Below are 13,002 nucleotides of genomic sequence, written 5' to 3'. Positions count from 1 at the left end.
CGCCCGCGAGCCCGGGGGCCGGGGGACGACTCAAGAGTCGCGGCGGTCAGCCGCGCAGGGAGCGGATGACCTGGGCCGTGCGCAGCGCGGCGTCGGCCGCCTCGGCGCCCTTGTCCTCCTTGGAGCCCGGAAGGCCTGCGCGATCGAGTCCCTGCTGCTCGTCGTCCAGGGTGAGCACGCCGAAGCCGACGGGCTTGCCGGCGTCGAGGGCGACCCGCGTGAGACCGTCGGTCGTGGCGGCCGAGACGTACTCGAAGTGCGGAGTCCCGCCCCGGATGATCACGCCGAGTGCGACCACGGCATCGGCGCCGCCGGCGAACGCCGCCTGCGCGGCGACCGCGAGTTCGAACGAGCCGGGCACACGCACCAGGCGGTGGTTCGCCCCGGTCTCCTCGAGCACGCGCTGCGCGCCCGCGATGAGACCGTTCGTGATCGTCTCGTGCCAGGTCCCGGCGACGATCACGACGTTCAGGCCGCTCGCGTCGAATCCGCCGGTCTCGGGTGCTCCTGCGCCGCTCATGCGCGGTCCTCTCCGTTGTCCGTACCGTTCGCGGCCAGGGCGGCGGCGAGTTCGGACTCGCCGATGATGTGACCCATGCGGTCGCGCTTGGTCTCGAGGTACTGGTGGTTGTTGGGGCCGACGCCGACGATCAGCGGAACCTGCTCGATCACATCCAGGCCGAGGTCGCGCAATTGCGCCACCTTGTCGGTGTTGTTCGTGAGCAGGCGCACCTTCCTGACGCCCAGATCGGTCAGGATCCCGGCCGCCGCCGCGTAGTCGCGGGCATCCGCGGGCAGGCCCAGCGCGAGGTTCGCATCGACCGTGTCGAGACCCTCCTCCTGCAGGGCGTAGGCGCGCAGCTTGTTGATGAGACCGATGCCGCGTCCCTCGTGGCCCCGCATGTAGATGACGATGCCGCCGTCCTGCTCGATGGCGTCGAGGGCCGCTTCGAGCTGAGGACCGCACTCGCACTTGAGGGATCCGAACGCCTCGCCGGTCAGGCACTCGGAGTGCACCCGCACGAGGGCCGTCTCCGTGGGCTCGCCCGAGACGACCGCGATGTGGTCGGTGCCGGTGATGCGGTCCTTGTACGCGAGGAAGCGGAACACGCCGTGCGTGGTCGGCACGGTCGCGTCGGCGCGCAGGCTCACCCTGCGGCGGGTGTTGCTCGCGACGCAGTCGGCCTCGTCGCGCGGATCGACCTCGTTGAGATGCGCGACGAGCTGCTCGATCGTGATCACCGGGATCCCGTCGCGCTCGCCGAGCTCCAGCAGTCCGGGCAGGCGCATCATGCTGCCGTCCTCGGCGACGACCTCGGCGATCGCGCCGACCGGGCGCAGGCCCGCGAGACGCATGAGCTCGACGGCCGCCTCGGTGTGCCCGCCGCGCTGACGCACACCGCCGTCGACCGCACGCAGCGGCAGCACATGGCCCGGGCGGATGAGGTCGGACGGGGTGGAGGAGGCATCGGCCAGCACGTTCAGCGTGCGGGCGCGGTCGGCCGCGCTGATGCCCGTGGTGACGCCGGAGGCGGCGTCGACGCTGATCGTGTACGCCGTGCCGCGGGCGTCCTCGTTGGCCTCGACCATGGGCGGGAGGTTCAGCGCGTCGGCGATGTCCGCGGGCATCGGCGCGCACAGGTATCCGGAGGTCCAGCGCACGGTCCAGGCGATCCATTCGGGAGTCGCGAGCTCGGCGGAGAGGATGACGTCCCCCTCGTTCTCGCGGTTCTCGTCGTCCGCGACCAGCACGGGGCGGCCGGCGCGGAGCGACTCCAGCGCCTCTTCGATGGTGGAAAGGCTCATCGGGAGCCTCCTTCCGTGGTGGCGGCGCGGTCGGCGCCGGGGCCTGCGGCCGTGTCTTCGGTGATGCCGGCGGCACGGAAGGCGAGCAGACGCTCGACGTGCCGGGCGAGGATGTCGGTCTCGAGGTTCACGCGGTCGCCGGCGACGCGGGATCCGAGCGTGGTCGCGGCGAGCGTCTCCGGGATCAGGGAGACCTCGAACCAGTCCGCCGCTTTCGCACCCGTCTGCGCGCCGGGCGCGGGAGGCGCGCTCACGCTGCTCACGGTGAGCGACGTGCCGTCGACCGAGATGGATCCCTTGTCGACGACCAGGGGGGCGAGGTCGTGCGGCAGGGAGATCCGCAGGACGCTCCACTGCGCTCCCGGGCGTACCTCGAGCACCTCGCCGACACCGTCGACGTGGCCCTGCACGATGTGGCCGCCCAGGCGCGCGCCGACCGGCATCGCCTTCTCGATGTTCACGCGCGTGCCCACGGTCGCGCCGCCGATCGCGGCGACGTCGAGCGTCTGCTTCATGACGTCGGTGTCGAACGTGTCGGCGGTGGATCCGACCACGGTCAGGCACACGCCGCTCACGGCGATCGACTCGCCGTGCACCGCGTCGGACGCGGCCTTCGGCGCACGCACGGTCAGCCGCCAACCGTCGCCCGCGGGCGCGATCGCGGTGATCTCGCCGATCTCCTCGATGATTCCGGTGAACATCAGGCAGCTCCTTCGTTCCGGGAGATGTACTCGTCTGCGGGGAGGGTCGACCCGGCCGTGTCCTCCGCGGCACCGGCCGGACGGGCGACCGCCAGCAGATCCGCCCCGAGCGGCAGCCACCGGTCGACGATCAGGCGCCGGGCCTCATCGATCGTGGTCACGCCGATGTCGCCGAGTGCGAGCTTCGGACCGCCGAGCAGCACAGGGGCCACATACGCCAGGACCTCGTCGGCGAGGCCGGCCGCGAGGAAAGCGCTGGCGAGCGTGGGGCCGCCCTCGATGAACACGCGCTGGATCCCGCGATCCCGGAGGTCCGCGAGGACGCCGTCGAGGTCGTGGCCGGGGTAGAAGAGCGGCGCCTGCGGATGCCGTCGCACGGCGGCGTCCGACGGGGTCTCCCGTGCGCCGATCACCACGGGAACCGGCTGGTGGGGATGCAGTGCGGCGCCGTCGCGCGCGGTGAGAGCGGGGTCGTCCGCGAGCACCGTCCCCGTGCCGACCACGATCGCGTCCGCAGCGGCACGACGGCGGTGCACGTCGGCCCGCGCCTCGGGACCGGTGATCCACTGACTCGATCCGTCTGCGGCGGCGGCGCGGCCGTCCAGGCTCTGCGCCCACTTCACGGTGATGTGCGGTCGGCCCAGCCGCTGCACCGTCAGCCAGTCGTCGATCAGGGCGTGCGCGGACGCGGCCTGCTCGCCGGCCACGACGTCGATCCCCGCGGCGCGCATCCGCTCCGCGCCTCCGCCGGAGACCGCCCCAGGGTCGTCCAGTGCGTAGAGCACGCGCGCCACGCCGGCGTCGATGAGCGCCTGCGCGCAGGGGCCGGTGCGCCCGGTGTGGTTGCACGGCTCGAGCGTGACCACGGCGGTCGCGCCGCGCAACTGGTCCGGGGTGAGCTTCGAGAGCGCGTCGACCTCGGCGTGCGGGGTTCCCGCGCCGCGGTGCCAGCCCTCGGCGAGCACGTCGCCTGCGGGGGAGAGGATGACGGCGCCGACCTGGGGGTTCAGCCCCCGGGGCCCGCGGCGGGCGATCTCGAGCGCATGGGTCATCGCCGCCCGCTCCGCCGCTGTCGCCGTCATGTCGCCTTCTTCGTCCTGGTCCAGATGCCGGGGGCGGGCGCACGACGATCGTGCGTGCTGCCTCTCATCCGGACTCGCAAGCCTTCGCTCGCATCACCGTCGGTCCCGGAATTCCACCGGATCGGCCTCGGATCCGTATCGGATCCTCGGTTCGCGGACTGTCACCGCCGGTTCGGATTCTCACCGACCCCGGAGCACGTTGTGTTGCTCTCAGCTTAGTCAACGCGCGGATGCCGGTTTCATTCCGATGGATGCGTCTGTGACTGCTCATGTCGGGCCGAGGTCACTTGAGCAGCCGGGACAGCCGGCGGTCGGCCAGCACCTTGCCGCCGGTCTGACACGTCGGGCAGTACTCCAGGGAGCGGTCGGCGAAGAACACGCTGCGCACGGTGTCGCCGCAGACCGGGCAGGGCTCGCCGCGGCGGGCGTGCACCTGCATGCCGCGCCGCTTCGCGTCCTTCAGGTCGGCGGGGGGCTTGCCGCTCGCGGCCGCCACCGCTTCGCGCAAGGTGGTCTGCATCGCGTCGTACAGCCGGGTCACGTCGTCCTCGTCGAGTCCGCCGGCGGGTGCGTAGGGCGACATCCGGGCCGCGTGCAGGATCTCGTCCGAGTAGGCGTTGCCGATCCCGCCGATGACGGCCTGGTCGCGCAGCAGCCCCTTGATCTGCGTGCGCCGGCCCGTGAGCAGCGCCGCGAACGCCCCCCGGGTGAACGCGGGGTCGAGGGGATCGGGTCCGAGCCGCGCGATTCCCGGCACGTCGTCGGGATCGCGGACGACGTACACCGCCAGCGACTTCTTGGTGCCGGCCTCGGTGAGGTCGAATCCGCTGCCGTCGTCGAACGCGATCCGCAGGGCGATCGGCGACTTGCCCGGCCGGATCAGCGTCGTGGGAAGCGCGTCGTACCAGCGCAGCCATCCGGCCTTCGCGAGGTGGAACACGAGGTGCAGGCGCGGCTCGGCTTCGCTCCGCAGCGTCAGATCCAGGAACTTCCCGCGCCTCGTCGCGCCGCGGATCGTGGATCCGGGCAGCGCGGTGACCGGCGGGTCATAGGTCTTGAGCGCCGAGATGGCCGATACCGACGCGCGCGTGATCGTCAGGCCGACCGCGCGCTCGCCGAGGAAGTCGACCAGCCCCTGCACCTCAGGCATCTCCGGCATGGGTTCATCCTGCCACCCGTGCCCGACATCGGGACAGGGCCGCCGGACTCGGGCCGCCGGGCTCGGGCCGCCGGACTCGCGCCGCCGCCGAGGCGCGCGCGGGCCGCGATCGGCGTCGAGGAGGGGAATCAGCCGAGGTCGATCGGCCAGGCGACCGGGGCGCGGTCGTCCGTGCGCAGGAGCCCCGCGAGCCATCCGTCGTCCTGCCCACGCGGGCTGGTGAGCAATCGGCGCTGCGTGCCCTCGAACCGGAAGCCGAGCCCGCGGGCGCTCCGCGCCGACGGGACGTTGCCCACCACGGCCCGCCAGGTGAGACGCGCGAGCCCGAGCTCGGCGAAGCCCCACTCGATCACGGCGCGGGCGGCCTCCGTGATGTAGCCGTTCCCCCGGGCCGGCGCGGCGACCCAGTAACCGAGTTCGGCGTCGCCGCCCGTCGGGTGATCGGTGATGTGGTGCAGCCCGATCGCGCCGACGAGGAGCTCGTCCGCGTACATCGCCCACACGGTCTGGGATCCGTCCGCCCACCACTCGCCGATGAGCCGGACGAAGTCCGCGGCGTCCGTGCGGGCGTAGGGACTCGGGACGGTCGTCCAGCGGGGGATCTCCGGATCCTGGCACGCCTCGGTGATCGCGTCGACGTCGGCGGACGTCGGGGCGCGCAGGATCAGACGGGGTGTGCGCAGCTCAACCGGTTCCATCGTCTCAGCCTAGGGCGACGGTCTCAGCCCAGGGCGACGGTCTCAGCCCAGGGCGACGGTCTCAGCCTAGGCGACGGTCTCAGCCCAGGGCGACGGTCTCAGCCCAGGGCGACGCCGGGGGGCTGCCCACCGCGCCGGCTCTCCACGGGTGGCTCTGCCGCCCCGCCCCCTACACAACGCAGGAGAAGAAGGGTCCAGATCCCCGATGAGCCCGGGCAGCGGCCTGTTCTCCTGCGTTGTGTTCGCGCGGGAAACCTGACCACGACTTCCTGCACAGGACATGCAACGGAGCATCTGTGCACCGATCACGCGGAGGCGCCTCCGAGGCGGTGCGCCCGCGGGAACGATCGCCGTATGGCTGTCGTCGACGCGTTTGGGATTCCGCTGGATCGCTCCGTCTCCTTCCAGGAGCTCAGGGGAGCGGGGATGACGCGCGTCCAGATCCGGGACGCGGTGCGCGAGGGCTGGCTGAGGCATGCGCGTCGCGACGTGTACCTCTCGGCTGACGTGCCGGAATCGGTGTTCCGCGCACAGCGGGTCGGCGGGCGGCTCGATTGCGTCTCCGCCCTCGAGCTGATGGGCGTGTACGTGCACGAGAGATTCCGCCTGCACGTCCAGGTGGACCCGCGGCATGCCCGGCTCCGCTCGCCCGTGTCACGTGCGAAGAGGCTGGGCAGCGACGGTGCGAGCGCTGTCGTTCATTGGCGCGACGTGCGCGGCGACGCGCACACGGTCGATCCCGTCAGCGCGATCGTGCAGTCCTTCGGCTGCCAGGAGCCGCGGCACGTCGTCGCATCCATCGACAGCGCCTTGCACCTCGGGATCATCGACCAGGACGACCTCGACGAGATCTTCGCACGCGTCCCTCGCCGCTTCCGACGTCTTCGACGCCTCGTGGACGGGCGTGCGGAATCCGGCCCGGAGACACTGGCGCGCCTGCTGGTGCGGCAGTTCGGCCGGTCCGTCGAGGTGCAGAAGACGATCGCGGGAGTCGGGCGGGTGGACCTGGTCGTCGATGGCTGGATCGTGATCGAATGCGACAGCCGCGCGCATCACTCCGGGTGGACCCAGCAGGAGCAGGACCGATTTCGCGACCTCGCACTCGCTGCGCGCGGGTATGTCAGCATTCGTCCCACCGCCAACATGATCCTCACCACACCGCGTGTGCTCACAGATGCCGTCCGGGCTCTTCTGGCCCTTCGCCGCTGAGGCGGAGAGACAGAACGCAGGAGAAACGGCACCGAAAGGGCCGGGGACGCCCGAGGGGAGCGGATTCTCCTGCGTTGTGTCGGTGCGCGGGGTGCAACCCGCGGGATCGGGCACCACGACGTCGGCCCGCCATGGCTCTCGGGTCGCGACCCGCGCCGCCGTCGCGACTCGCGCCGCCGTCGCGACTCGCGCCGCCGTCGCGACTCGCGCCGCGTCGGACCCGCGCCGGGTCGGGCCCGCGTCGTCGACCCAGACCCGCGCCGCGGTCGCGACCCGCATCGTTCCCCGCCGCGTCGGACCCGCGCCGGGTCGGGCCCGCGTCGTCGACCCAGACCCGCGCCGCAGTCGCGACCCGCGCCGCGTCGGCCCCGCGTCGTCGACTCAGACCGGCGGCGCCGCGTGTCAGACCCGGCGGAGCAGGCCGACCCGGTCGTACACGTCGGCGAGGGTCTTGTCGGCGACCTCGTCGGCACGGGCGGCGTTGGCCGCCAGGATCCGATCCAGCTCGGCGGGATCGGCGAGCAGCTCGTTCGCGCGCTCGCGAACCGGGCCGAACTCGTCCACCACGACTTCGGCGAGCCCCTTCTTGAAGTCGCCGTAGCCGCGGCCCGCGTACTCGTCCTCGATCGCCGGGATCTGGCGGCCCGTGAGCGCGGCGTAGATCGTCAGCAGGTTCGAGACGCCGGGCTTGTTCTCGCGGTCGTATCGGACGGATCCCTCGTTGTCGGTCACGGCGCGCATGATCTTCTTCGCCGACTTCGCCGGGTCGTCCAGCAGCCACAGCACGCCCGCATCCGTCTCGGCCGACTTCGACATCTTGGAGGTCGGGTTCTGCAGGTCGTAGATCCGCGCGGTGTCCTTCTGGATCACCGGGATCGGCACGACGAACGTCTCGCCGAAGCGCGAGTTGAATCGCTCCGCGAGATCGCGGGTCAGCTCGACGTGCTGCTTCTGGTCGTCGCCGACCGGCACGACGTCGGTCTGGTAGAGCAGGATGTCGGCCGCCATCAGCACCGGGTAGGTGAACAGCCCGACCGACGTCGCGTCCGCGCCGAAGCGCGAGGACTTGTCCTTGAACTGGGTCATCCGGCCGGCCTCGCCGAAGCCCGTGATCGTGCTGAGGATCCAGGCGAGCTCGGCGTGCGCGCGCACGTGCGACTGCACGTACAGCGTCGACTGGGAGGGCTCGATGCCCGCGGCGATGTACTGCGCCGCGGTGCGACGGGTCTTCTCGCGCAGCTCGGCCGGATCCTGGGGAACGGTGATGGCGTGCAGGTCGACCACGGAGAAGAACGCGTCGTAGGAGTTCTGCAGGTCCCGCCACTGCAGCAGCGCTCCGATGTAGTTGCCGGCCTGGAGGGAGTCGGCGGAGGGCTGCATTCCGGAGTAGAGGCGGGGTTTCGTCACGCGTCAATCCTACGGGGGCGGAGCACCGCCCCCGACGCGAGCGGCCGGCGGGAGCCGATCAGAGCGTGTAGTCGACGATCACCGGGGTGTGGTCGCTCCAGCGCTCGGCATAGGTCGCGGCGCGGGCGACGCGGTAGTTCGTGGCCCGCTCGGCGAGCGGGGCCGTGGCGAGGTGGTAGTCGATCCGCCAGCCCGAGTCGTTGTCGAACGCCTGGCCGCGCATGGTCCACCAGGTGTAGGGGCCGGCGACCTCCCCGGCCGCCGCGCGTCCGACGTCGACCCACCCGAGGCCCGTGCCGTCGCCCTCCGCCGCATAGGGGCGCGTGTCGCTGAGCTGGCCGACCATGCCCCGGCCGATGCCCTCCTGGCCGACGACGGGTTCGCCCGCGGCGCCGAGGAACCGATCGAAGTAGGCGCGCTCCCGCGCCAGGAAGCCGGACTTCTTGACGTTGCCCTTCCAGTTCAGGATGTCGAGCGGGCGATGGCCGACGTTGAGATCGCCGGTGACCAGCGCCATCGCGCCGTCGGCGCCGAGCTCGCGCATCCGGAGGGTCATCGCATCGAGGAACTTCCACTTCTCGTCCTGCTTGGGCGTGTCGGCCTCGCCGCTGTGCACGTAGGCGCTGACGACCGTGAGCGGGGTGCCACCGAGGGAGAAGTCGGCCTCGAGCCAGCGGCCCTTCGAGTCGAAGTCATCGGGGCCGAGTGCGGTGCGGGACGCGACCGCGGGCTCACGGCTCAGCACGGCGACGCCCGCGCGTCCCTTCGCGGTCGCCTCATCGTGCAGGATCGACCAGCCGGGGAACGCCTCCTCGAGGTGGGCGTCCTGCGCGCGCACCTCTTGAAGGGTGAGGACGTCGACTCCGGCATCGTCGAGCCAGCCGTGCATCCCGTTGCGGACCGCGGCGCGGATCCCGTTGACGTTGACCGTGGCGATACGCAGGTGAGGCATGGATCCAGCCTAACGAGCGTCTCCGACATCGGTTTCCGGGCCCGGCGCGGCCAGAGCGCGCAGCCGCCGCGCGATCGGGGTCTCCGCGCTCGCGGCGCGTTCGGCCTCGACCTCGGCGCGACGGCGGGCGGCGATCGCCAGGTCGTCCTCGGCGTCCTGCAGCGCGCGGGCGGCGCGCCGCCGGCGGTACCAGGGCGTGGCGCCCAGCACCGCGGTCGCCTCGCGCACGCGGATCGCCGCGTCGGCCTGAGCCTCCGCCAGCTCCCCGAGACGACGCGCGAACTCGTCCTCCGGCACCAGCGCCTGATCCCGGTCCGATGCGGTCACCGCGATCCAGGCGGCGGCGACGAGGATCACGATCGCGACGAGGCGGAACCACAGCAGGAAGCCGATGATGACGGAGAACGTGGCCAGCAGCGGGTTCGTGGGGGAGTAGAGGAAGAGCAGCCCGGCGCCGACCTGGAGGATCGCGAGAGCCGCGCCGCCCAGGAGCGCCCCGGGCCAGATCGTGCGCCAGGGCAGTCTCGTGCCGGTGAGGAAGCGCACCAGCATGGCGAGCGCCGCGGCGTTGACGCCGAAGGAGAAGAGCAGCGACCCGGCCTGACTGAGCACGTTGACCCACATCGACGCGTCCTGGGCGCCGACCAGCCGCAGGATGCGTCGCAGCGCGCCGGTGCCGATCGCGCCGAGCGCGGCGGCGAGGATCTGCGCCAGACCGAACAGCAGCGCCGCGACCAGGTCCCGCGCCTTGAGCAGCACGTAGTTGCGCCGGTCGAACGGCAGTCCGAAGATGTCGCGCACCGCCCGGCGGGCGAAGGTGACGAATCCGATCGCTGTCCACAGTGCGACGAGCAGGGCCACCGCACCTGTCGCGAGCAGCACGCTGGCGTTCTTGGTGGCGATGTCGGCCACGGCCTCGGGAGTGGCGAGACCGTGCTCGCTGATGAGGTGAGGGATCGCGCCGTTGATCAGGTCGATCATGTGCGCGATGGCCGCGTCGCTGGCGCCCAGCCAGAGCCCCACGATCGCGAAGGCCGTGTAGAGGACGGCGAACACGGTGAACAGCGACTGATAGCTCAGACTGGCGGCCAGCAGGAAGCCGTTGTTCTGCAGGAAATGCCGCCACACCCGGATGGGGAAGGCGCGCATCGTGCGCCGGGTGATCGCGGCGGCGCGCCCGATCGGCGCCTCGAGGCGCGCACGCAGGTCGGGCCCGGAATCCACCACGCTCTCACCCTAGCGATTGCGTTCGGCGGGCGATGTCCGTCCCGGACGGACGGGATCCGGCGCGTGCATCCCGCGCCGCGAGCGGATCCCCGCGCCGGGACGACGACGGCCGCCTCGCGGATGCGGGGCGGCCGTCGTCGACGGGGAGCGGGTCAGGGGCGACCGCGCAGGATCGCCTGCTTGACCTCGGCGATCGCCTTCGTGACCTCGATGCCGCGGGGGCACGCCTCGGTGCAGTTGAAGGTCGTGCGGCAGCGCCACACGCCCTCCTTGTCGTTGAGGATGTCCAGGCGCACGTCGGCGCCGTCGTCGCGCGAGTCGAAGATGAAGCGGTGCGCGTTCACGATCGCGGCGGGGCCGAAGTACTGGCCGTCGGTCCAGAACACGGGGCAGGACGAGGTGCACGCGGCGCACAGGATGCACTTGGTGGTGTCGTCGAAGACCGCGCGGTCGGCGATCGACTGCACGCGCTCCTTGCCCTTCTCCGGCTCGCTCTTGGCGAGCAGGAACGGCTTGACCTCGCGGTAGGCCGCGAAGAACGGATCCATGTCGACGACGAGGTCCTTCTCCAGCGGCAGGCCCTTGATCGCCTCGACGTAGATCGGCTTGGAGATGTCCAGGTCCTTGATCAGCGTCTTGCAGGCGAGGCGGTTGCGACCGTTGATGCGCATCGCGTCGGATCCGCAGATCCCGTGCGCGCAGGAGCGCCGGAAGGTGAGGGATCCGTCGACCTCCCACTTGATCTTGTGCAGGGCGTCGAGCACGCGGTCCGTGGAGTAGAGCTCCACGTCGTAGTCGACCCAGTGCGGCTCGCTGTCGACCTCGGGGTCGAAGCGGCGGATGTTGAACGTGACCAGGAACGACTGCACGCCGGTGTCCTCGACGACGGACTCGGCGACGACTTCCTCCACGACCTGAGCGGACATCAGTACTTCCTCTCCATCGGCGGGTAGTTCAACTCGCCCTGCTCGTTCTTGGTGAACACGACGGGCTTCCAGTCCAGCTTGATGTGGTCGCTGGCGTCGGACGAGTGCGGGTCGCCCACGAGGTACGCCATCGTGTGCTTCATGTACTTCTCGTCGTCGCGCTTCGGGAAGTCGTCGCGCATGTGGCCGCCGCGGCTCTCCTCGCGGTTCTGCGCGGCGTAGACGACGACCTCGGCGATGTCGAGCAGGAAGCCCAGCTCGACGGCCTCGAGCAGGTCGGTGTTGAACCGGCTGCCCTTGTCGTCGACGTGCACGTTCTTGTAGCGCTCGCGCAGCTCCTCGATGACGCCGAGCACGTGCTGGAGGGAGTCGTGCGTGCGGAACACCTGCGCGCCCTTGTCCATCTCCTCCTGCAGCTTCTTGCGGAGGACGGCGATGCGCTCGGTGCCGGTGTTGTTGCGCAGGCCCTCGAGCATCTCCTTGACCGCGGTCTCCGGCGCCTCGGGGAGGGGCAGGAACTCGGCGGTCTTGACGTACTCGACCGCGTTGCGGCCCGAGCGCTTGCCGAACACGTTGATGTCCAGCAGCGAGTTGGTGCCGAGGCGGTTGGCGCCGTGCACCGAGACGCACGCGCACTCGCCCGCCGCGTACAGGCCGGGAACGATCGTGTCGTTGTCGGCGAGCACCTCGCCGCTGTTGTTGGTGGGGATGCCGCCCATCGCGTAGTGCGCGGTCGGCATCACGGGGACCGGCTCGACGACCGGGTCGACGCCCAGGTAGGTGCGCGCGAACTCGGTGATGTCGGGCAGCTTGGTCTCCAGCACCTCGGCGCCGAGGTGCGTGCAGTCCAGCAGCACGTAGTCCTTGTGCGGGCCGGCGCCGCGGCCCTCCGCGACCTCCTGCACCATGCATCGCGCGACGATGTCGCGGGGCGCGAGGTCCTTGATGGTGGGGGCGTAGCGCTCCATGAACCGCTCGCCCGAGGCGTTGCGCAGGATCGCTCCCTCGCCGCGGGCGCCCTCGGTGAGGAGGATGCCGAGGCCGGCGAGGCCGGTCGGGTGGAACTGGAAGAACTCGAGGTCCTCCAGGGGCAGGCCCTTGCGCCACACGATGCCGACGCCGTCGCCCGTGAGGGTGTGCGCGTTCGAGGTGGTCTTGAAGACCTTGCCGAAGCCGCCGGTCGCGAAGATCACGGCCTTGGCGTGGAACACGTGCAGCTCGCCGGTGGCCAGCTCGTAGGCCACCACGCCGGCGATCCCGGTCTTGCCCTCGTCGTTCTTCACGGTGATGAGGTCGAGCACGTAGAACTCGTTGAAGAAGTTGATGCCGAGCTTCACGCAGTTCTGGAACAGCGTCTGCAGGATCATGTGCCCGGTGCGGTCGGCGGCGTAGCAGGCGCGGCGGACCGGGGTCTTGCCGTGCTCGGCCGTGTGGCCGCCGAAACGGCGCTGGTCGATCTTGCCCTCGGGCGTGCGGTTGAACGGCAGGCCCATGTTCTCGAGGTCGATGACCGCGTCGATGGCCTCCTTGGCCAGGATCTCCGCGGCGTCCTGGTCGACGAGGTAGTCACCGCCCTTGACGGTGTCGAAGGTGTGCCACTCCCAGCTGTCCTCCTCGACGTTCGCGAGCGCCGCGGCCATGCCGCCCTGCGCCGCGCCGGTGTGGGAGCGCGTCGGGTAGAGCTTGGAGATCACGGCGGTCTTCGCGCCCGGACCCGCCTCGATGGCCGCGCGCATGCCGGCGCCGCCGGCGCCGACGATCACGATGTCGAACTGGTGGTGGTGCACGCCGTTCTTGACGACGGAATCCTGGGTCTCAGTAGTCACTGGAATCTG

Annotated in this window: 12 protein-coding genes; 1 reads left to right on the top strand and 11 read right to left on the bottom strand. The window is 71.0% G+C overall.

Going from position 1 to position 13,002, the window contains the following annotated elements; translation table 11 throughout:
• Positions 1 to 46: 46 nt before the first annotated feature.
• From ribH to J8G10_RS00285, 6 genes are all read right to left on the bottom strand, one after another.
• Positions 47 to 520 carry a 6,7-dimethyl-8-ribityllumazine synthase gene (gene ribH, locus J8G10_RS00310; RefSeq protein WP_251438481.1) on the bottom strand — a complete coding sequence of 158 codons (474 nt, stop codon included), beginning with the start codon at positions 518 to 520 and terminating at the stop codon, positions 47 to 49.
• Positions 517 to 1,806, bottom strand: coding sequence for a GTP cyclohydrolase II (gene ribA, locus J8G10_RS00305; protein WP_251438480.1), 1,290 nt, complete (start codon positions 1,804 to 1,806; stop codon positions 517 to 519). Before ribA ends, ribH begins: the two co-directional genes overlap by 4 nt.
• Positions 1,803 to 2,507, bottom strand: a complete 705-nt coding sequence (locus tag J8G10_RS00300) for a riboflavin synthase (protein ID WP_251438479.1) — start codon at positions 2,505 to 2,507, stop codon at positions 1,803 to 1,805. The genes ribA and J8G10_RS00300 overlap by 4 nt, the downstream gene beginning before the upstream one ends.
• Entirely contained in the window at positions 2,507 to 3,589 is a 1,083-nt protein-coding gene (gene ribD, locus J8G10_RS00295; RefSeq protein WP_251438478.1) for a bifunctional diaminohydroxyphosphoribosylaminopyrimidine deaminase/5-amino-6-(5-phosphoribosylamino)uracil reductase RibD, read from the bottom strand. The genes J8G10_RS00300 and ribD overlap by 1 nt, the downstream gene beginning before the upstream one ends.
• A gap of 283 nt (positions 3,590 to 3,872) precedes the next feature.
• A complete protein-coding gene (locus J8G10_RS00290) occupies positions 3,873 to 4,748 on the bottom strand; it encodes an Fpg/Nei family DNA glycosylase (RefSeq protein ID WP_251438477.1) in 876 nt (291 codons plus the stop codon).
• Between the two features lie 128 nt (positions 4,749 to 4,876).
• A complete protein-coding gene (locus tag J8G10_RS00285) occupies positions 4,877 to 5,446 on the bottom strand; it encodes a GNAT family N-acetyltransferase (protein WP_251438476.1) in 570 nt (189 codons plus the stop codon).
• 426 nt (positions 5,447 to 5,872) lie between these two features.
• On the opposite strand from J8G10_RS00285, the gene J8G10_RS00280 reads away from it, so the two are divergent.
• Complete coding sequence (locus J8G10_RS00280) at positions 5,873 to 6,655, top strand: hypothetical protein (RefSeq protein WP_251438475.1); 783 nt, start codon at positions 5,873 to 5,875, stop codon at positions 6,653 to 6,655.
• 402 nt (positions 6,656 to 7,057) lie between these two features.
• Here J8G10_RS00280 and trpS read toward each other — a convergent pair whose 3' ends face one another.
• The 5 genes from trpS to sdhA form a co-directional block, all read right to left on the bottom strand.
• Positions 7,058 to 8,062, bottom strand: coding sequence for a tryptophan--tRNA ligase (trpS, locus tag J8G10_RS00275; RefSeq protein ID WP_292881609.1), 1,005 nt, complete (start codon positions 8,060 to 8,062; stop codon positions 7,058 to 7,060).
• A gap of 58 nt (positions 8,063 to 8,120) precedes the next feature.
• Positions 8,121 to 9,014, bottom strand: coding sequence for an exodeoxyribonuclease III (locus J8G10_RS00270; protein ID WP_251438474.1), 894 nt, complete (start codon positions 9,012 to 9,014; stop codon positions 8,121 to 8,123).
• Positions 9,015 to 9,023: 9 nt separating this feature from the next.
• Positions 9,024 to 10,241 carry a YihY/virulence factor BrkB family protein gene (locus tag J8G10_RS00265; protein WP_251438473.1) on the bottom strand — a complete coding sequence of 406 codons (1,218 nt, stop codon included), beginning with the start codon at positions 10,239 to 10,241 and terminating at the stop codon, positions 9,024 to 9,026.
• A gap of 152 nt (positions 10,242 to 10,393) precedes the next feature.
• On the bottom strand, positions 10,394 to 11,167 hold the full coding sequence (locus tag J8G10_RS00260; RefSeq protein ID WP_251438472.1) for a succinate dehydrogenase iron-sulfur subunit: 774 nt from the start codon (positions 11,165 to 11,167) through the stop codon (positions 10,394 to 10,396).
• On the bottom strand, positions 11,167 to 12,993 hold the full coding sequence (sdhA, locus tag J8G10_RS00255; protein ID WP_251438471.1) for a succinate dehydrogenase flavoprotein subunit: 1,827 nt from the start codon (positions 12,991 to 12,993) through the stop codon (positions 11,167 to 11,169). Before sdhA ends, J8G10_RS00260 begins: the two co-directional genes overlap by 1 nt.
• Positions 12,994 to 13,002: the final 9 nt, after the last annotated feature.

This window comes from Microbacterium sp. USTB-Y (assembly GCF_023703415.1).
Taxonomy (GTDB): Bacteria; Actinomycetota; Actinomycetes; order Actinomycetales; family Microbacteriaceae; genus Microbacterium.
Note: the sequence above shows the minus strand (reverse complement) of the source record. Positions and strands in the feature narration are given on the sequence as shown.

Coding starts and splice junctions, on each gene's coding strand:
- ribH (WP_251438481.1), bottom strand. CDS start 520: ATGAGCGGCGCAGGAGCACCCGAGACCGGCGGATTCGACGCGAGCGGC.
- ribA (WP_251438480.1), bottom strand. CDS start 1,806: ATGAGCCTTTCCACCATCGAAGAGGCGCTGGAGTCGCTCCGCGCCGGC.
- J8G10_RS00300 (WP_251438479.1), bottom strand. CDS start 2,507: ATGTTCACCGGAATCATCGAGGAGATCGGCGAGATCACCGCGATCGCG.
- ribD (WP_251438478.1), bottom strand. CDS start 3,589: ATGACGGCGACAGCGGCGGAGCGGGCGGCGATGACCCATGCGCTCGAG.
- J8G10_RS00290 (WP_251438477.1), bottom strand. CDS start 4,748: ATGCCGGAGATGCCTGAGGTGCAGGGGCTGGTCGACTTCCTCGGCGAG.
- J8G10_RS00285 (WP_251438476.1), bottom strand. CDS start 5,446: ATGGAACCGGTTGAGCTGCGCACACCCCGTCTGATCCTGCGCGCCCCG.
- J8G10_RS00280 (WP_251438475.1), top strand. CDS start 5,873: ATGACGCGCGTCCAGATCCGGGACGCGGTGCGCGAGGGCTGGCTGAGG.
- J8G10_RS00270 (WP_251438474.1), bottom strand. CDS start 9,014: ATGCCTCACCTGCGTATCGCCACGGTCAACGTCAACGGGATCCGCGCC.
- J8G10_RS00260 (WP_251438472.1), bottom strand. CDS start 11,167: ATGTCCGCTCAGGTCGTGGAGGAAGTCGTCGCCGAGTCCGTCGTCGAG.